Genomic DNA, 19,263 nt, shown 5'->3' on the forward strand with positions numbered 1-19,263 from the left:
ATGCCATGACCCCACGCACCTGTCGCTCGCTGCTGGCCGCGCTGTTCGTCTGGATGCTCGCCTTCGCCGTGCTTCCGGCGCATGCGCACAAGGCCAGCGATGCCTACCTGCAGCTTTCGCGCGATGGCGACCGCATCGACCTGCGCTGGGACATCGCGCTGCGCGACCTCGATGCGGTGCTCGACCTCGACGCCAACGCCGACCAGAAACTCTCCTGGGGCGAGGTGCGCACACGCCTGGGCGACATCCAGGCCTATGCGCTGGGGCGGCTGCGGCTTCAGGGGGGCCAATGCGTGCCTGCCGACACCCGACCGCCTGCGATCGACAACCGCATCGATGGCACCTACCTCGTGCTGCAGATGCAGGCGCCCTGCAGTGCGGCGGCCGCTTTGTCCATCGACTACCGGCTCTTCCAGGACGTGGACCCGACCCACCGCGGCCTGCTGCGCGCGCAGACCCCAAGCGCCGCCGCACCGATGCTGCGCTCGCTGGACCCCTCGGCCGGCCCCGTCTCCATCGAATGGGCGGACACCCCGGAGGCATCGCCGCCTGCCCGCTTCTTCGCCGACGGCATCCACCACATCCTGATCGGCTACGACCACATCCTGTTTCTGATCTGCCTGCTGCTGCCTGCCGTGCTCCAGCGCAAGCACGGCGTGTGGACACCGGTGCTCGCCTGGAAGGACGCCGCCTGGCCGATGCTGGGCATCGTGACGATGTTCACCATCGCGCACTCGATCACGCTGGCGCTGGCGGGGCTGAAGATCGTGACGATCTCGCCGCACCTCATCGAGCCGGCGATCGCCATCACCATCATCGTCGCGGCGCTGGACAACATCCGGCCCGTGCTGCGCGGACGCCGCAGGCTCTTCAGCTTCCTGTTCGGACTGATCCACGGCTTCGGCTTCGCCGGCGCCCTCGGTGAAATCGAGCTGCCGACGCGCCAGTTCGTGCTTGCGCTGCTGCAATTCAACCTGGGGGTGGAGGCCGCACAACTGGCGGTGGTGGCCGTCGCGCTCCTGGTGCTGCTGGCGCTGCGCAACTGGCGGCGCTATCCGCCACTGGTGCTGCACGGCGGCTCGATGGCGGCGGTGGTCGTCGCCACGGTGTGGCTGTGCGAGCGCGTGCTCGACGTCAAGGTGCTGCCGTTCTCCTGAGCACATGGGAGACGGTGCCAAGGGAAGGCACACGCGCTGAATCCGACCGGCGGCGGATCGCGTACCCGCTGCATACCCCGATGAACCGCTTCACCATTTCACTCGACGAGCAGCTCGCGCGCCAGTTCGAGATGCTCATCGCGCAGAAACGCTACACGAGCCGCTCCGAGGCCGTGCGCGACCTGATTCGCTACGGGCTGGGTCGCGCCGGGCTCCGGGGCATGCAGTTCGATGCCGTGGTGTCGGCGTGCATCGCGAGCGTCAGCTACGTGTACGACACGCGCGAGGTTGCCCTCGCGGCACGGCTGCAGGCGCTGCGCCATGAGAACCACGGCATGGTGACCGCTTGCAACCAGACGCCGCTTGACCATGGCAGTTGCCTGGAGTGCGTGGTGCTGCGCGGCCCGATTGCCGCCGTGCACGACGTGGCGGATCAGCTGATGTCGCTGCGCGGCGTTCGCCATGGCCAGGCGAACGTGGTGGCGCTGGCGGACGATGCGGCACCGCACGTCCACACGCATTCATCGGCCCCCCCGCATTCGCACCTCACGCCGTTGAACTGATGCCGGATGGCATCGCTCAGAACGTCCAGCGCGCGCTGACACGTGCGCTGCGCGGCTCCATCGGATGCACATGCCGGTCGTTCACGCCGCCGTTGCACGCGCCGGACACCACCTCACCCGCCGCGCACGATGCATAGGCGTACTCGATGTCGTTGCCCTTCTTGCCGGCCAGGTTGAACACGTCGAGCCCCAGCGTCAGGTGCCTGTGGACGGCATAGCGCGCACCGAAATTCAGCAGCGTGGCCGAGCGCGAACGCGTGCTGTTGGTCGTATCCAGCGCGCGCGGCCCCAGGTAGCGCAGCCGCAGCGATGCCGTCAGCGGACCGTCGATGTACGTGAGGCCCGCGGCAAAGACGCGCTCGACGGCGTTGTCGACGTGGTTGCCTTCGCCTTCGGACGCGAACCCCCTGAAGCGCGCACGCGACACCGCGCCGTCGAGCTCCACGCGCCAGGCGCGGTCGAGCTTCCAGCGCATCGTCGCCTCGATACCGCGGCGGCTGCTCGCGCGCCCCGGCTCGGTCGACCCGGCATCGCCGACGTAGACCAGCTCGGAGTCGAGCTTGAGCTGCCACAACGCCACCGTCGCCGTGAAGTTCTCGTCGGGCTGGAAGCGCCAACCCACCTCCGCGCCCCGGCCCTTGGCCAGCGCCGGCACGCGGTCGGCGGCGGTGCCGCTCGCGGGATCGATGGCGATGGTTGCGCCGCGCACGTCGTTGCTGTGAAAGCCGACGCCGGCGTTCAGGTAGATCTCGTGCTGCGGCGTCAGCGCGAAGGCGAGGCCGGCCTTGGGGCTGGCGATCGAATCGCGACCGCTGCCGCTGTTGGCCGCGCCATGCACGGGCTCCCGCCCGTCGACCCGGTAGCGCAGCATGTCGCCGCGCACGCCCGCGTAGCCGCGCAGCCGGTCGGTGAAATAAACCAGCTGCTGGCCGTACACGGAGAACAGGTCTTGCGACACCTTGTCGTTGCGCACCGTCGAGAGCCGCTCGCGGGCCTGCGTGGCGTAGAGGCCCACTTCCGAGATCCGGTCGCCGCGCCAGCTTGCGCCGAAGCTCAGGATGCCATCCAGCCCGCCGAACCGGGTCGGCATCGTGCGCGCCGCCTGCGCGCCGAAGATGCGCCGGCGGTCGGTCTGCTCGAACTGGTCGCCGTTGACCGGGTCGTTCAGGAAATAGGTGAAATCGGAAAACAGGTCGAAGCGGTAGTCGATCGCGTAGGCGCTGACCGTCGTCGTGTCGCCCGCCGCGCCCTTGCCGAACCACTTGCCTGACAGGCTCACCCGCTGCGTGTTGCCGCCGTCGGTGGCATTGAGTGAACCGAAGCGCGACAGCTGGCCGCTGTCGACCAGGCGTTGCGGAACCTGGTCGGTCGAGGTCCAGCGGCTCTTATAGGCCATGCCGGTGAGGCTGACACCGCGCGTGGGCGAGCCTTGCGAGTAGCGCACCGCGGCGCTCACCTTGCGCAGGTTCTCCGGCACGTCCCACGGCCCGTCGTTTCCCTCGAGCTCGATGGCGCCCAGCCAGGTCTGGTCCTCGCGGGTGCGCGAGCCCGCGGCCAGCAGGCGCTTGAAATTGTTGGCGCCGAGCGTGACTTCGGCAAAGGGCGCGTCCAGCACGCTGAGGTAGTCGAGCGATGCACTGCCCGCCAGAGAGAAGTCGCCGCTCTCGGCGAAGTAAGGCCCCTTGCGGTAGCGCACACCCGACACGAGCTCGGGAATCAGGAAGTTCAGGTCGGCATAGCCCTGGCCGTGTCCATGCGTGGGCATGTTCACGGGCATGCCGTCGACCGTCACCGAGAAATCGGTGCCATGGTCGAGGTTGAAGCCGCGCAGGAAGTACTGGTTGGCCTTGCCGTCGCCCGAGTGCTGCGTGGCGACCACGCCGGGTACGGCCTCGACGATGTCGCCGGGCCGCAGCTTGGGCCGCGTCTGAAACGACTCGCGCTGCGCCGCGCCTTCGCTCGCGCTGTCAGCCGAACCCACACCTGCATCCCGCGGACCGCGCACCTCGATCTCGGGGAGATGGCTTTGCTGCGCACAGACGGCGGCGCTGCCGAAGAAAACGCCGAACCAGACGCGATGAAATCCCGTCGAAAACTTCGGCATTGCCGCTCCTGAAGATGAGGAAGAAACTGCCGGCCGGAACTCGCGACTCACGAAGCCGCGGCGGGCCGGGACGCCACGGGATGGCGCCCAGGGCGCTGTGCCTTGGGTCTTGCCTGGGAAGGAGAAGCTTGTCGACCGCGTGAATGGCGTCTGTTCATGGGTGAGATTCCAATGGGTTGTTGCCGACCCGACGCGCACCGGCTTGAGTCAATACGGGGACTTTGCGGGACTGGATTCGGATTGCGGGACAACCCTCACGCACGCATCCACGCCGTGAACTTGGCCGGCGTGTTGCAGCGCAGCTCGCCTGCCGTCGAGCGTTCAACTGGTGCGCTGGCAGCCGGTGCAAGCCAACGGCACAATTCCGCCATCACAAGGCATTCACCGAGTACCTTCCAACCTGCCTCGCGGCAAATTGCCCCCCATCTCTGAATGGGCCGCGCCCCGTGCAACCTCTCCCACTGCGCTCCTTCGCCAACTGGCTGGTTCCCATCGCGCTCGCCTGCCTCGTGCTGGCCTTGCAGGCGGGCGGTGAGCCGGTGTACGAAGCGCTGCGCTACGAACGCGCGGCCGTGCTCGGCGGGCAGTACTGGCGCCTGCTTTCGGCGCATGCGGTGCATCTGGGCTGGGCGCACTGCCTGATGAACGCCGGCGGGCTGGTGCTGTGCGCCGCGCTCGCGGCAGGCAGCCGCACCGGGCGTGCCTGGGCCGTCGCGATCGTCGCGCTGGCCCTCGGCGTGGGGATGCTGCTGGTGGCCGCATCGCCCGAGGCCACGAACTACGCGGGCCTCTCGGGCGTGCTCTACGGGCTGTTCATCTGGGTGCTGGCACCACGTGCCTGGCGCGGCGATCGCGTGGCCTGGATCGTCCTGGTCGCCGTCATCGCACGCATCAGCTGGCAGATGTTCCATCCGCCTTCGGATGCGCAGCGTGCGCTGATCGGTGGCGAGGTGATGGTCGAGGCTCACCTGTACGGCGCGCTGTGCGCACTGGCGCTGTGCCTCTGGCAGGCTGCGTGGCCGCGCTTGCGGCGGGCCCGAGCCGGCACCGAGGCCTGACCTCGGCGCCGGCTTCACCGCGTCAGGACCGGCGGCGGCGGACGAGCGCAAGCGCCGCGAGGCCGGCCAGCACCAGGGCGAGGTCGCCCGCGCCGAGCGATCCGCCGCGCCTGCTGAACGGGAAGGCGATCGGCATCACCGGCGGCGGGGGCTCCGTCGTCGGCGGCGTTGTCGGCGGCGGCTCGTTGTTCGACCCGTAGGGCTCGATGTCGTAGGCATAGAGCTTGACACTCGTCCCCTCCTTGGGACTCTCCGCCTGCATGGCGACGAACCCGCCAACGGACCCCTGCCGCTGGCTGATGGCGTTCCCGGCGTCCCTGTTCGGCGTCTCGCCATCGACCACTTCCTTCAGAACATAGTGTTGTTTGACACCGTCCTTCTCGGTGTACAAAAACATCTTCATCTCGCCGGTCTTCGGGTCGATGGGCGTGTTGAACCAGACCGCCTGGTCCAGCGCTCTCTCCGCGATCTGCGAACCCTCCTGGCCGTTCGTCTGTCGCGTGATCAGCGAATGCCGCCCCGCCACGACGGTGCCACTCGCGCCATTGCCTCTGAACACGACATGCGGGTAGGCATTGCTGCCATGGATGAAGCTCTGCATCGTGTGCCCTTCCTGGGCGGCGTAAGGTCCTGCGGCAGGACTCTTCGCTTCTTCGAAGACGAACTTGAGGTTGTCCTGCGCCAGGGCGGGCTCGCTCGCGGGCGCATTCACATTGGCCAATGGCAGAAGCATGTCGCCACGGACGATGACGGGCGTGCGCGACAGCGATTCCGGCGAGGCCGTCGTCGCGGGCTTGGTTCGGTTGGTCAACGCAGCGGCCTGTGTCTGTCCGTTGAATTCCGACTCGCCGGACACGACCATGTAGGTCCTTCCGGGTTCGATTCTCGTGACGAGCCGCCAGGCTTTTTCCGTCGCCGCATGCCTGTGCAACCGCAGTCCGAAGGGGTTGGCGACCGGGTCCTGCGATGACAGGACGAGCGTGTTGCGACCATGTTTCGGCACCGTCTTCGTTTCGACAACGCCGGACGCTCTCGCCATGCCGTCGCTCCCGTAGGTGGTCTTGTACTGTTTGAAGGGCGTCACGCCGTCGCTGAAGCGAACGTCCGCATAGGACAAGGGTGCCTCCAGGGCGTTGGCGGCATCCATCCACCCGACGGTCATCTTTCCAAAGGACAGGACGAACGTCGCCGTGTTCTGCGCAGAGGCCGTTGCCGGTGCGGGCCCCCTCGCGGTCACCGTGACATGGCAGGGCTTGCCGGGAACCACCGCGCAGTCGGGCGGGTTGAACTTCATGCTTTCAACGGCAAACCCCGAGGGCAGGGAGACGTTGGCAGCGGTGAAGACGACGTTCTTCGTGTCGGCCGGCACGTTGATGTCGAGCATCGCCTGGGCGTTCTTGCCGCCCCAGGTCCGGGCTTTGAAGGATTCGCCGCCATAGCTGAAAGTCGCGGTGACGCCGTTCGGCGGCAAGCCCGCATCGATGAGGTACTGCTCCGGGTTCGTCGTGGCCCAGTACGCCTCCTTCGGTCGGCCGACGCCGGACCATGGATACCCGTTGGTGTGATAGCCCGGGTCCGTCATCCCCCACCACGTGACCCGGTGCACGCCTCCCTTGTACTCGGGGTGACGGCCTCCCGGGCCGGCAGCGTATTCCTTGAGCAGGCTGAAAAGTTTCGCGTACTGGATGCCCTGCTCCATGAACAGGGCCTCCATTTCAGGGCCATTCTGGATCCGCAGGCCTTTGTCCAGGCCCAGGGTCGGCGCGAGATCGAGCTCGGTCAGATCGACGTTCGCTCCGGTTTCGAGATAGGTCTTGAGGGTCCGCTCGAAGGCGTCCAGGTTGAGCCTCATGTCCCAGTGGCCCTGCGTGCCGATGACGTCGATCAGCGGCCTGGGCTTTCCCTTGGCGTCCAGAAGTACCCGCCCTTTGCCTGCGGCCGATTCAGCCGCGTACCGTTCATTGAATTCCTTGACCATCGCGGCGATCGCCGTGGCCTTCGAGGCGCGCTCGTTGTCGTTGAAGTCGTTGTAGTTCAGGATGGCCGTCGTGTTCTGGCGCGCGTAATAGAACGCGTCGTACATGTAGTCCCAGCTTTTCCCACCCTTGGCATAGGCCTGGGCCCATCGGGCCGGCCGCTCTTCGGGGCTGTAGCCGGTTCGCAGGGCGTTCCTCCAGTCGGCGGGGTTGTCGGGGTTGTCCTTGAACGCTTCGTTGACGACGTCCCAGGCGTAGGCCTTGAAGGGTTCCCGATCGAAATGGCCGGCCACGGTCCGGACGTAATGTTCCAGATTCGTCTTCGCCGTTGCGTAGTCCCACGACGTTTCCCATCCGCCACTCGGCATCAGGACGTTGGGGGCGGGCCACTGGGCCGACTGGTTGTGCCAGAGCAGCACGTGCCCTGTGACCTTGACGCCGCGCGCATTGGCCGCGCTGATGTCGGCGTTGATGCCCGAGGTCAGGTTGGTCAGGAAATTGGGGGTGGGATTGCTCATCCCCCCGTTCCAGAAATCGGGCTTCATCGCGTTGCTGGGCGTCACCGCGTTGAAGTGTTTCAGGGTCATGGCGGCGACCGAGTCTTCACCCGGCACCACGTCGGAGCCGAAGTTGCGCGCGTCGAGATTGGTGCTGCCGATGAGGAAGTGGTTCTTGTACACCTCCTTCAGCGCCGGCCAGTCGGCAGGGTTCGCAGGCCGCTCGGCCGCCAGGGCGGCGTTCGCGATCACAAGTCCGGTGGGCAGCGCCATCAAAAGACGCTGGAAGTCGAGTCTGCTGAACCTGGTCCCGATCCTCCTCATGATTCCGACGACCGGAGCGTTCTCGTTGGGTGGCTCTGCGGCAGACGCCTTTGCGCATATCGCAGATCGACGTTCGATGGTCAGATGCATGCTTGTCTCCTTGGGTTGAAAGGAATCACTCCCGGGCGGGAACGCGCTCCGGACTTCAATGGACATCGCCGAACACCGGCACCTCCCTCACGGCGAGTGCGGGGTCCCCATGAGGCGCCCGGCCGTCACAGCCGCGCTCCCTGCAGCAGGCCGCGCTCGGCCAGGTTGCCGATGAAGGCCCGCAGGCCGAAGCGCCAGGGCGGTGCGGCCTCGCAATGCGTCACCCGGTTCCTCAGGCAGCCCAGCCAGGGGCTGTGGATGCTGACCACGTCGCCCAGCTTGTGGGTGAAGCCGCCGCCGGGCTCGTCGCGGTCTTCGGTGGGCGCGAACAGCGTGCCCAGGAACAGCATGAAGCCGTCGGGATACTGGTGACAGGCCAGTGTCTGCGCCACCAGGTCGACCGGGTCGCGGCTGATGCTGGCCATGGTGTTGATGCCTCGCAGCATGTAGCCGTCGTCGCCGGTCACGTGCAGGTGCACGGTCTCGCGGCGCAGCTGGTCGAGGCCGAAGTGGCCATCGAACAGGCGGATGAAGGGGCCGATGGCGCAGGACGCGTTGTTGTCCTTGGCCTTGCCGAGCAGCAGCGCGCTGCGGCCTTCGATGTCGCGCAGGTTGACGTCGTTGCCCAGCGCGGCGCCGACGATGTCACCGCGGCTGTTGACGGCCAGCACCACCTCGGGCTCGGGGTTGTTCCAGGTCGATTCCGAGCGAATGCCGATGTCCTGGCCATGTCCCACCGATGCCAGCACCGGCGCCTTGGTGAAGACCTCGGCATCGGGACCGATGCCGACCTCCAGGTATTGCGACCACAGCTTCTGCTGCTGCAGCAGGCTCTTCAGCGCCAGCGCTTCGGCCGAGCCGGGACGGATGTCGGACAGGCTGGTGCCGATCAACGCCGTGATCTGGCTGCGCAGCGCGAGCGCACGACTGGCGTCGCCGCCGGCCTGCTCCTCGATCACGCGTTCGATCATGCTGCCGGCAAAGGTCACGCCAGCGGCCTTGACCACCTGCAGGTCGCAGGGCGCCAGCAGCCAGGGAACGGCGGGGTCCTGGCCTTCCGCCTGGCTGTTGTCGAGCAGCGCATCGACACTGCACAGGTACTCGCCGGCCACCGCACGCACGGCTTGCGCCGGCTGGTCGGTCTCCAGCAGCGTGCTCATGGTGGGGAAGTGCCGGCTCAGATCGAACACGCCGTCGGGGCGCAGCACCACCACGGCCGGGCCTGCGGGCGTGCCGACACGCCAGACGCGACCGACCAGCGTTCCGGCCAGGCCGTCCTGCGGCAGCGCCTGGTGCAGGCCATCGGTGCGCACCGGCATGGCCGTCGTTGTTGCAGTCATTCAGATTTCCTCGGGGCTTGATCAATGGTTGTGGTGCGGCGTGCCTTCGGCGATGCGGCGGCACATGGCCTCGCAAGGGGATGGGCTGGGCGGCATCTGCAGCGCAGGCAAGTCGCGACGACCGGCCTTGCGATCGACGCGAATCACGTCACCGGCGTGCAGCCAGCGCAGCCCACCGCCTGCTGCGCGAAGCGGGGCCGGCCCCTGCGGCCGGCAGTGCAGTCGCCAGAGCCAACGATGTGATTTTCATGATGTCTCCGGAATGGAATGTGCGGGGTGCAACGGCCTTGCCGCGCGTCGCCGGCTCTCTGCGAAGCCATGCTTGATGGACCCGAAGGCTAGGTGACGGCCCTCTGCCGGTCCACTGACTTTTTCGCTAGCATCCATTCCAAATGCTGATGAGTTCAGGCAAGACCTCTGACAAACCCCTGATGCTGGCGCAAGTCTCGCGTCTGCGTTTTCGGCACCTGCAGTTCCTCGACATCCTGGGCAAGACGCGCAATCTGCGCCTGACCGCCGAGCAGATGTACATCACGCAGTCGGCGGCCACCAAGGTGCTGATGGACATCGAGGAGATGCTGGAAGCGCGCCTCTTCGATCGCCTGCCGCGCGACATGCAACCGAACGAGCTGGGACTCTTCACCCTGCGTTATGCGCACTCGGCACTGGACGGCCACCGCAAGTTCGTGGACGAGTTCAGCAACCTGAAACTCGGAGGGCACGGCCATCTGTCGATCGGCGCCATCTCGGGTGCGGCAGCGCATCTGCTGATTGCCGCGGTGGCCGAGCTGCAGCGCCTGCGGCCGCTGCTGGTGGTGAAGGTGCTGGAACAGAGCAGCGATCAGCTGATCGTGTGGCTGGCCGAACGCAAGATCGACGTGATGATCGGCCGCTTCACCGACGAGTCTCAACGCGACCAGTTCCACTACGAAAACCTGACCGGTGAAGGGTTGCAGATCACCGCAGGCGTGCACCATCCGCTGCGCGGACCGAAGGCCCCTGGACTGAGGGAACTGTCGAACTGGCCGTGGATTCTTTATCCGACATCCACGGCGCTGCGCAAGGTGTCGGATGACATCTTCCGCAGCACAGGCCTGTCGCTCACCTCGGGCATCGTCGAGACGCCGTCGTTTCTGTTCGCGCTGGAGCTGATGCAGAGCACGACCATGCTGTCGCTGCAGCCCGCCGCGCTGGTGGACAAGTATGTAAGGCGCGGCCTGCTGACGCGCATCGCGGCCGAGCTCCCCAACCGCGTCCCCGACTTCGGCCTGATCACCCTGCAAGGCGAGCCCCCCAGCACGCCCGTGTTGGCGTTCATGGACGTGATCCGCCACATGGCGGACCGCGAGGCCGAAGCGGCATTGGCCGAACGAACGACGCCCGGTGCCAGGCCCAAGCCACGGGGTCGCACGTCTTCGCGCTGTTGAGCCGGCGGTCGAAACCCGGCTGGTTGTGAGCCGCATGCGGCGGCCAAGGGAACAAGCCAGGGCCCAGCGCCGCGAAGCCAGCGAGGAGATGTCGTCGATGCGGCTTGTTTCCCATGCAACACCCCGACCTCGTCAGCGTCACAGCGGTGTCGAGGCTGCCGAGGGCGTGGACTGTGTCATTTGCAGGTCAACGACACCGAAGTCCGGCTCGAACAGGTAGCTCATGAACATGCCCGTCGAGATGACGACCCACTCCGTCTGGTGCTGGCTGCGCAGCAGTTCGCGCACGTCCAGCTGTGCGTCGAAGATATCCTGCGGACTGCCCCGACCGATCACGTCGAAATCGACGCCGAACTGCCATGGGAAGTACCTCGGGATTCGCGCCTGCGATGCGGCCCGCGCCAACTTCATTGGCGTGTCGATTCCGGCTGCATAGCCCGCGCAACCGATCACCGCGTCATATCGCGCGCGAACACCTCGGCGAGCTCGTCGATGGCTCTCTTCACGAGATCGCCCGCGACGATCTCGATGCCAAGTTCCCGGAGCTCCGCGATGTCCTGGCGCTTGCCTTGCTCACGTGTACGGCCACGAACATCTGGCCCAGCGCTCCAATGAAAAAGGGCGTCCGGTTGATGAAACCGGACGCCCTTGGACGTTTTGTTGGTCGGTGTGAAAGGATTCGAACCTTCGACCCCTTGCACCCCATGCAAGTGCGCTACCAGGCTGCGCCACACACCGAAGCTCTCGATTATAGCGGGCTAAATTCAGTGTCCGACAGTCAGCAGCTCACGAATTTCAAAAAGCTCGCGGCGAAGGTGCAACAACTGCGACAGGTCGACGGTCTGCGTGGTCGCTGCAGCCCCGGGCTCGTCCTGCACGGCAGCGTCGAATTCCTCCTGACCGATCTCGATGGCCTCCAGGCCTTCGAGCGGCACTTCGCCTGCCTTGCGGCGATCGCGCTCGCCCTGCGTGAGTTCCTGCAGCTTGTTGCGCGCACCGCTGATGGTGAAGCCCTGGTCGTAGAGCAGGTCGCGGATGCGGCGGATCATCAGCACTTCATGGTGCTGGTAGTAGCGACGATTGCCGCGCCGCTTCATCGGGCGAAGCTGCGTGAACTCCTGCTCCCAATAGCGCAGCACGTGCGGCTTCACACCGCAAAGCTCGCCGACCTCACCGATGGTGAAGTAGCGTTTGACTGGAATCGGCGGGAGCGCTTTCTCCATTATTTCCATTGAAATCAAGACTGTGCGCGGGAAACCTCATAGATTACTCTACGCGGCAGCACAGCACCAAGCACTATTCCGCGCCCAGGCTCCACTCGACTTCGGAAGTGCCGTCCTGCGGCTCGATGCTGCCCTGGATCTGCTCCTTGAGCTTCGCGCTCGCATGGAAGGTCGCCACGCGGCGTTCGCCGATCGGAATGGCCTCACCGGTGCGCGGGTTGCGCCCCGGACGCGGCGCCTTCACGCGGATCTGGAAGTTGCCGAAGCCCGAGATCTTCACGTCCGTGCCCTCGATCAGGCTGCTGGCGACGAGCTCGAAGAACGCCTCCACCATGTCCTTCGACTCACGCTTGTTCAGGCCGATCTGCTCGAACAGCAGGTCGGCCAGGTGCGCCTTGGTGAGCGCCGGCGTTTCGAGGGCTTCGAGCGTGAATTCGGCGGCGTTCATCTTCATCCCCTCAAGCGGCCGCCCAGGGTGGCGCCCAGTTGTTCGACGATTGCACGGACAGCAGGTTCGACCTGCTCGTCCGTCAGCGTGGCGGCATCGCTCTGGAAGGTCAGGCGCACGGCCATGCTCTTCTCGCCCGGTGCCAACGCACCCGGCGCGGCGACTGCGCCTTCACGCAAGGGCTGCGGACGGTAGATGTCGAACAGCGTCGCATCGCGCAGCAGGCCCGAGGCGGACGCGCCCGCACGGATGGCCTGCATCAGCGCATCGTGCGACACCGCTTCGGCCACGACGACCGCGATGTCGCGCTCGACAGCCTGGAGCTTGGGCACCGGCTGCGCCACGGGCACGGCCCGCGCCGTGACGGCGTCGAGGTCCAGCTCAAACAGCACGGGCGCCTGGGTGAAGTCCCACTTCTGGCGCCAGCGCGGGTGCAGCTCGCCGATAAAGCCGACGGCCTGGCCGTCCAGCAGCACACGGGCCGAACGGCCGGGGTGCAGCGCCGGATGCTCGGCCGCCTCGAAGGTCGGCACGCGCGGCGCGAGCAGCGCTTCGACGTCGCCCTTGACGTCGTAGAAGTCGGCGCGCTGCGGCTTGCCGTCCCAGCGCGACGCTTCGGCATCGCCCCAGGCGAGACCGGCCACGCGCATGGGCTGGTTCACACCGCGCACGGTGCTGTCGGTGGTGACGACGGTGTCGTCGCGCAGGAACACGCGGCCCAGTTCGAACACGCGCACGCGCGGTGCCTTGCGGTCGAGGTTGAACTTGAGCACCTGCAGCAGCGAACCGAGCAGCGACGAGCGCATGACGCTCATCTGGCTCGCAATGGGGTTCAGCAGCTTGACCGGGTTGGCATTGCCCGCGAGGTCCTGCTCCCAATGCGCTTCGACGAAGCTGAAGTTGATGGTTTCCTGGTAGCCCAGCGCTGCAATGCTGCGACGCACCGCGAAGCGGCTGCGCTGCGCTTCGGGCCGCACGCGGGCGGTGATGGGCGCGAGCGGTGCGGTGGTCGGCAGGTTGTTGAAGCCGATCAGGCGCGCCACTTCTTCGATCAGGTCTTCTTCGATCAGCAGGTCGAAGCGGTGCGGCGGCGGCGTGACGGTCAACGTGCCTTCGCCTTCGACGAGGGCGAAGCCAAGGCGGTTGAGCGCGTCGGCGCATTGCGCCTGCGTCAGCGGCATGCCGATGACGCGCGCCGCGCGGGCCACGCGCAGCGTGACGGGCGCGGCTTCGGGCAGGCGCAAGGTCTGGTCGTCCATCTGGCCCGCTTCACCGCCGCAGATCTCGACGATCAGTTGCGTGATGCGCTCGATGATCTGCACCGTGCGGCTCGGGTCGACACCGCGCTCGTAGCGATGGCCGGCATCGGTCGAGAAGTTGAAGCGGCGCGAACGGCCTTGCACGGCCTCGGGCCACCAGAAGGCGGCCTCGACGTAGATGTTGCGCGTGTCGTCGGACACCGAGGTGGCGTCGCCGCCCATGATGCCGGCGAGCGATTCGACTTCGCGGTCGTCGGAGATCACACCGACTTTTTCGTCGACGGTGATCGTCGTGCCGTTGAGCAGCTTGAGCTGTTCGCCCGCCTTGCCCCAGCGCACCGTGAGGCCGCCATGGATCTTGTCGAGGTCGAAGATGTGGCTGGGCTGGCCGTACTCGAACATCACGTAGTTCGAGATGTCGACCAGCGGCGTCACGCTGCGCTGGCCGCATCGCGCGAGGCGCTCGACCATCCAGGTAGGCGTGGCGACCTTGGTGTTCACGCCGCGCACGATGCGACCGGAGAAACGACCGCACAGGTCAGGCGCTTCGACCTTGACCGGCAGCACGTCGGCGAACGACGCGGCCACGGGCACGATGGCCGGCGTCTTCAGCGGTGCGCCGGTGAGCGCTGCGAGTTCGCGCGCCACGCCGTACACGCTGAGGCCGTGTGCCAGGTTGGGCGTGAGCTTGAGGGTGAGCAGTGCGTCGTCGAGCTTGAGCACGTCGCGCACGTCGGCGCCGACGGGTGCATCGGCGTCGAGTTCGAGCAGGCCGCCGTGGTCTTCGCTCAGCTTCAGTTCGCGTGCCGAGCACAGCATGCCCTGGCTCTCGACGCCGCGCAGCTTGCCCAGCTTGATGAGGAAGGGCTTGCCGTCTTCACCCGGCGGCAGTTCGGCGCCGACGAGGGCGCACGGCACCTTGATGCCGACGCGCGCATTGGGCGCACCGCACACGATGTTCAGCAACGCGCCCTGCCCCACATCGACTTGGCACACGCGCAAGCGATCGGCGTTCGGGTGCTGCTCGGCTTCCTTGATTTCGCCGACCACGATGCGCGTGAAAGGCGGCGCCACCGGACGGCGCTCTTCAACCTCGAAGCCGCCCATGGTGAGCGTTTCGGCCAGTGCGGCGCTGTCGAGGGGCGGGTTGCAGAACTCGCGCAGCCAGGATTCCGGGAATTGCATCTCTTCGATCTCGATCTGGTTTTTCTATCTGTGGAGGGGGCGTGCTTACTGGAACTGCGAGAGAAAACGCAGGTCGCCGTCGAAGAAGAGGCGCAGGTCGTTCACGCCGTAGCGCAGCATGGTGAGCCGGTCGGGGCCCATGCCGAAGGCGAAGCCGATGTAGCGCTCGGGGTCCAGGCCCATGTTGCGCACGACGTTCGGGTGCACCTGACCCGAGCCGGCGACTTCGAGCCAGCGGCCGGCCAGCGGGCCGCTCGCGAACTGGATGTCGATCTCGGCGCTCGGCTCGGTGAACGGGAAGAAGCTCGGGCGGAAGCGCAGCACGAGGTCGTCGCGCTCGAAGAAGGTGCGGCAGAAGTCGGTGAAGACGACCTTCAGGTCCTTGAAGCTCACGTTCTCGCCGAGCCACAGGCCTTCGCACTGGTGGAACATGGGCGAGTGGGTGGCGTCGCTGTCGACGCGGTAGGTGCGGCCCGGTGCGATCACGCGGATCTCGGGCGCCTTCACGGTGCCGGTGGTGTCGGCGGCAGCAGCGGCGAACTCAGCCGCGTACTTCTTGGTGTGCTGGTGGGCGTAGCGCACCTGCATCGGGCTGGTGTGCGGACGCAGGTTGTAAGGAATGCCGTCGTCGCCCTTGAGGTCGACGTAGAAGGTGTCCTGCATCGAACGCGCCGGGTGGTTCGGCGGGTTGTTCAGCGAGGTGAAGCTGTGCCAGTCGCTCTCGATCTCGGGGCCGTCGGCAACGTCGAAGCCCATGCTCGAGAAGATTTCTTCGATGCGCTCCAGCGTGCGGCTCACGGGGTGCAGTCCGCCGCCGGCGCGGTGGCGGCCGGGCAGGCTCACGTCGAGCGCTTCGGCGCGCAATTGCAACGAGAGTTCTTCGTCGGCGAGTTGCTGGCGACGGTCGGTCAGTGCGGCCTCGATGGCCTGCTTGCCGACGTTGATCGCGGCGCCGCGGGACTTCTTCTCTTCGACACTCAGCGCCGCCATGCCCTTCATCAGCTCGGTGATGCGGCCCGACTTGCCAAGGAACTGGGCCTTGGCGTTTTCGAGCTCTGCGGGCGTTTTCGCTTCAGCGAAGGCGGCGCGTGCGGTGTCGACCAGGGAGTCCAACTCGTTCATAGCAACAAAAATCTTCGAGGGGAAATAAAAAAGAGCTGGAGCCTTTTCAAGCGCCAGCCCTTGAGCCGTGGGCGCAAGAAGCCGTCCGGAGACGGCGACCTGCTGTGCAAAATCAAGCAGCCAGCTTGGCCTTGACCTGCTCCACGATGCCGGCAAAAGCGGCCTTGTCGTGCACGGCGATGTCCGCAAGCATCTTGCGGTCGATCTCGATACCCGCCTTGCGGATGCCGTTGGCGAACTGGCTGTAGGTCAGGCCCAGTTCACGCGAGGCGGCGTTGATACGCGCAATCCACAGCTGACGGAACACGCGCTTCTTGGTACGACGGTCACGGTAGGCGTATTGCCCAGCCTTCATCACCGCCTGTTTGGCGACGCGGAAGACATTACCGCGGCGACCGCGAAAACCCTTGGCGAGTGCGAGAACTTTTTTGTGGCGGGCGCGAGCCGTTACACCACGTTTGACGCGAGGCATGTGTTTACTCCTTGTTCGTCTGAATTAAATGCCACGGCCGGGCAGCATGGCGGCGACAGAAACCATGTTGGTTTCATGCACTGCGACTGCACCACGGAGGTGACGCTTGTTCTTGGTGGTCTTCTTCGTCAAGATGTGACGCTTGAAGGCTTGACCGCGCTTGACGGTGCCACCGGGACGAACGCGGAAACGTTTTTTCGCGCTGCTCTTGGTCTTCATTTTGGGCATATGAATGCTCCTTTAGTTTGTGCTCGTGAGGCGCCGCGGATACTCCACGGACTTGTTGGCCCCGAGACACTTCTTTATCTCGCCCCCGCCTGCACTTCTTTCGAAATGCGGGCCAAGGCGAAATCCCTTCAAAACCCGTCTACTGCAAATGCCTCAGGCGGTTGCCGTGGGCGCCGCCGTCGGCGCAGCATCTGCTGCCGGCTTCGGCGCCGCGCTGCCAACCTTCTTGCGGCCCGGCGCGATCATCATGATCATCTGACGGCCTTCCAGCTTCGGGAACTGCTCGACCATGATCGTGTCGCCCAGTTCGTCGCGAATGCGCTGCAAGAGTGCCAGACCGAGCTCCTGGTGCGTGATCTCGCGGCCGCGGAAGCGCAGCGTGATCTTGCATTTGTCGCCCTCTTCAAGAAAGCGCTTGATGTTGCGCATCTTGATGTTGTAGTCGCCATCGTCGGTACCGGGCCGGAACTTGATTTCCTTGACCTCGATGACCTTCTGCTTCGACTTCGCCTCGGCTGCCTTCTTCTGCTCGTGGTACTTGAACTTTCCGTACTCGATCAGGCGGCACACGGGCGGATTGGCCGCAGCAACGACCTCCACCAGATCCACGTCGGCCTCACCCGCAAGGCGCAAGGCTTCGGAAAGGCTCATGACACCCAATGGCTCGTTTTCCGGGCCGACCAGGCGGACTTCCGGGGCCATGATTTCCCGGTTCAGGCGGTGTTGGCGTTCCTCGCGGTGGCGGCGGTCGCGAAATGCAGTAGCGATGGTCAGAATCCTTCAAAGTTTGCTACAAAATCTGTAGCGATCGCCGCTCAGTCTTCGCGGACAGGCGGCACGACTTGGCAGAGAAACATATGGGGTGTTTCAGAGACAAATCAACGCTTGTCAGCAACGTCCTGGACGAGCCGTTGCGTGAACGATTCGAGGGACATTGCACCGAGGTCTTGATTGCCCCGGGCGCGCACTGCGACGGCACCTGCTTCCTTTTCCTTGTCACCCACGACGAGGATGTAAGGGAGCTTTTGCAACGAATGCTTCCGTATTTTATACGTAATCTTTTCGTTGTGCAGATCAAGCTGAACTCTAAGCCCTTGATTTTGCAGCGTTTTCGCAACTTGCGCAGCGTAATCGGCCTGCCCTTCGCTGATATTGAGCACCGCTACCTGCACCGGAGCGAGCCATGCGGGCATCGCGCCGGAGTGGTGTTCGATGAGCATGCCGATGAAGCGCTCGAGACTGCCGACGATGGCGCGGTGCAGCATCACAGGGTGGGCGCGGCCACTCGATTCCGTGACGTACTCGCCGCCCAGTCGCTCGGCCGTGTTGAAGTCGACCTGCATCGTGCCGCACTGCCACTGGCGGCCGATGGCGTCGCGCAGCGTGTACTCGATCTTCGGGCCGTAGAAGGCGCCATCGCCGGGCGAGATGATGAAGTCCACGCCCGAGCGGCGCAGCGACTCCATCACCGCATGCTCGGCCTTGTCCCACAGCTCGTCGGAGCCGACGCGGTTCTCGGGCCGCGTCGCCACCTTGTAGAGGATGTCCGTGAAGCCGAAGTCGGCGTAGACCTTCTGCAGCTGTGCCGTGTAGGCGATGCATTCGTCGAGGATCTGGTCTTCCGTGCAGAAGATGTGGCCGTCGTCCTGCGTGAAGCCGCGCACGCGCATGATGCCGTGCAGTGCCCCGCTGGGCTCGTTGCGGTGGCACTGGCCGAACTCGCCGTAGCGCAGCGGCAGATCGCGGTAGCTGCGCAGATCGCTCTTGAAGATCAGCACGTGGCCCGGGCAGTTCATCGGCTTCAGCGCGTACTCGCGCTTCTCCGATTCCGTCGTGAACATGTTGTCGCGGTAGTTCTGCCAATGGCCCGTTTTCTCCCACAGGCTCTTGTCGAGAATCTGCGGACCCTTCACTTCCCAGTAGCCCGTGTCGCGGTAGATGCCGCGCATGTACTGCTCGACCTGCTGCCAGAGCGCCCAGCCCTTGGGATGCCAGAACACCACGCCCGGCGCCACTTCGTCGATGTGGAACAGGTCGAGTTCCTTGCCCAGCTTGCGGTGGTCGCGCTTCTCGGCCTCCTCGATGCGCTGGATGTACTGGTCGAGCTGCTTCTTGTCGGCCCAGGCCGTGCCGTAGATGCGCTGCAGCTGCTCGTTCTTGGCGTCGCCGCGCCAGTAGGCGCCGGCCAGCTTCGTGAGCTTGAAGACCTTCAGGAAGCGCGTGTTCGGCACGTGAGGGCCGCGGCACATGTCGACGTATTCCTGGTGGTAGTACAGGCCCATGGCCTGCTCGTCAGGCATGTCTTCGACGAGGCGTAGCTTGTAATCCTCGCCGCGCGACTTGAAGACCTCAATGACTTCCGCGCGCGGCGTCATCTTCTTGACGACGTCGTAGTCCTGCGCGATCAGCTCGCGCATGCGCGCCTCGATAGCGGCCATGTCCTCGGGCGTGAACGGGCGCTCGAACGAGATGTCGTAGTAGAAGCCTTCGTCGATCACCGGCCCGATCACCATCTTGGCCGTCGGGTACAGCTGCTTCACCGCATGGCCGACCAGGTGGGCCGTCGAGTGGCGAATGATCTCCAGGCCCTCGTCGTCCTTGGGCGTGATGATCTGGAGCTTGGCGTCACGGTCGATGACGTCGCTGGCATCGACGAGCTTGCCGTCGATCTTGCCGGCCACCGTCATCTTGGCGAGGCCGGGGCCGATGGACTGGGCCACTTCGGCCACCGAAACCGGGCCGGGGAACTCGCGGCGCGAGTTGTCGGGGAGCGTGATCTGGATCATGTGA

At 65.6% G+C, this 19,263-nt stretch carries 15 protein-coding genes, 1 tRNA gene and 1 pseudogene; 4 read left to right on the plus strand and 13 right to left on the minus strand.

Annotated features, from left to right (window positions below; translation table 11 throughout):
• The first annotated feature begins 5 nt into the window (after positions 1 to 5).
• Complete coding sequence (locus RZE79_RS20115) at positions 6 to 1,157, plus strand: HupE/UreJ family protein (protein WP_319356291.1); 1,152 nt, start codon at positions 6 to 8, stop codon at positions 1,155 to 1,157.
• Positions 1,158 to 1,237: 80 nt separating this feature from the next.
• Positions 1,238 to 1,720, plus strand: coding sequence for a nickel-responsive transcriptional regulator NikR (nikR, locus tag RZE79_RS20120; protein ID WP_153283413.1), 483 nt, complete (start codon positions 1,238 to 1,240; stop codon positions 1,718 to 1,720).
• Positions 1,721 to 1,736: 16 nt separating this feature from the next.
• On the opposite strand, the gene RZE79_RS20125 is transcribed toward nikR, so the two are convergent.
• Positions 1,737 to 3,824, minus strand: a complete 2,088-nt coding sequence (locus RZE79_RS20125; protein ID WP_319356294.1) for a TonB-dependent receptor domain-containing protein — start codon at positions 3,822 to 3,824, stop codon at positions 1,737 to 1,739.
• Between the two features lie 446 nt (positions 3,825 to 4,270).
• Here RZE79_RS20125 and rrtA point away from each other — a divergent pair, with 446 nt between their 5' ends.
• A complete protein-coding gene (gene rrtA / locus RZE79_RS20130; RefSeq protein WP_319356295.1) occupies positions 4,271 to 4,882 on the plus strand; it encodes a rhombosortase in 612 nt (203 codons plus the stop codon).
• 22 nt (positions 4,883 to 4,904) lie between these two features.
• On the opposite strand, the gene RZE79_RS20135 is transcribed toward rrtA, so the two are convergent.
• Both RZE79_RS20135 and RZE79_RS20140 read right to left on the minus strand, forming a co-directional pair.
• Entirely contained in the window at positions 4,905 to 7,769 is a 2,865-nt protein-coding gene (locus RZE79_RS20135) for an endo-1,4-beta-xylanase (RefSeq protein ID WP_319356297.1), read from the minus strand.
• Between the two features lie 125 nt (positions 7,770 to 7,894).
• Positions 7,895 to 9,109, minus strand: coding sequence for a fumarylacetoacetate hydrolase family protein (locus RZE79_RS20140; protein WP_319356299.1), 1,215 nt, complete (start codon positions 9,107 to 9,109; stop codon positions 7,895 to 7,897).
• 431 nt (positions 9,110 to 9,540) lie between these two features.
• Here RZE79_RS20140 and RZE79_RS20145 point away from each other — a divergent pair, with 431 nt between their 5' ends.
• On the plus strand, positions 9,541 to 10,536 hold the full coding sequence (locus RZE79_RS20145; RefSeq protein WP_319356301.1) for a LysR family transcriptional regulator: 996 nt from the start codon (positions 9,541 to 9,543) through the stop codon (positions 10,534 to 10,536).
• A gap of 130 nt (positions 10,537 to 10,666) precedes the next feature.
• On the opposite strand, the pseudogene RZE79_RS20150 reads toward RZE79_RS20145, so the two are convergent.
• The 10 genes and pseudogenes from RZE79_RS20150 to thrS form a co-directional block, all read right to left on the minus strand.
• Positions 10,667 to 11,105 (minus strand): annotated as a pseudogene (locus tag RZE79_RS20150) (NmrA family NAD(P)-binding protein); the annotation flags it as partial.
• Between the two features lie 92 nt (positions 11,106 to 11,197).
• Positions 11,198 to 11,274, minus strand: a tRNA-Pro gene (locus RZE79_RS20155).
• 26 nt (positions 11,275 to 11,300) lie between these two features.
• Complete coding sequence (locus RZE79_RS20160; protein WP_153286002.1) at positions 11,301 to 11,759, minus strand: MerR family transcriptional regulator; 459 nt, start codon at positions 11,757 to 11,759, stop codon at positions 11,301 to 11,303.
• Positions 11,760 to 11,832: 73 nt separating this feature from the next.
• On the minus strand, positions 11,833 to 12,207 hold the full coding sequence (locus RZE79_RS20165; protein ID WP_319356303.1) for an integration host factor subunit alpha: 375 nt from the start codon (positions 12,205 to 12,207) through the stop codon (positions 11,833 to 11,835).
• Positions 12,208 to 12,209: 2 nt separating this feature from the next.
• Complete coding sequence (gene pheT, locus RZE79_RS20170; RefSeq protein ID WP_319356305.1) at positions 12,210 to 14,651, minus strand: phenylalanine--tRNA ligase subunit beta; 2,442 nt, start codon at positions 14,649 to 14,651, stop codon at positions 12,210 to 12,212.
• Positions 14,652 to 14,696: 45 nt separating this feature from the next.
• Positions 14,697 to 15,773, minus strand: coding sequence for a phenylalanine--tRNA ligase subunit alpha (gene pheS, locus RZE79_RS20175; RefSeq protein ID WP_056579739.1), 1,077 nt, complete (start codon positions 15,771 to 15,773; stop codon positions 14,697 to 14,699).
• A gap of 112 nt (positions 15,774 to 15,885) precedes the next feature.
• A complete protein-coding gene (gene rplT / locus RZE79_RS20180) occupies positions 15,886 to 16,245 on the minus strand; it encodes a 50S ribosomal protein L20 (RefSeq protein WP_007832499.1) in 360 nt (119 codons plus the stop codon).
• A 24-nt stretch (positions 16,246 to 16,269) separates the two neighbouring features.
• Entirely contained in the window at positions 16,270 to 16,473 is a 204-nt protein-coding gene (gene rpmI / locus RZE79_RS20185) for a 50S ribosomal protein L35 (protein WP_007832497.1), read from the minus strand.
• A 153-nt stretch (positions 16,474 to 16,626) separates the two neighbouring features.
• The gene (infC, locus tag RZE79_RS20190; RefSeq protein ID WP_319361234.1) at positions 16,627 to 17,250 is read right to left on the minus strand and encodes a translation initiation factor IF-3; all 624 of its coding nucleotides are present in this window, start codon (positions 17,248 to 17,250) and stop codon (positions 16,627 to 16,629) included.
• Positions 17,251 to 17,351: 101 nt separating this feature from the next.
• A complete protein-coding gene (gene thrS / locus RZE79_RS20195; protein WP_319356325.1) occupies positions 17,352 to 19,259 on the minus strand; it encodes a threonine--tRNA ligase in 1,908 nt (635 codons plus the stop codon).
• Between the last annotated feature and the right edge of the window lie 4 nt (positions 19,260 to 19,263).

Origin of the sequence: Variovorax sp. EBFNA2, from assembly GCF_033802765.1 — a bacterium.
Lineage (GTDB): Bacteria > Pseudomonadota > Gammaproteobacteria > Burkholderiales > Burkholderiaceae_C > Variovorax > Variovorax paradoxus_H.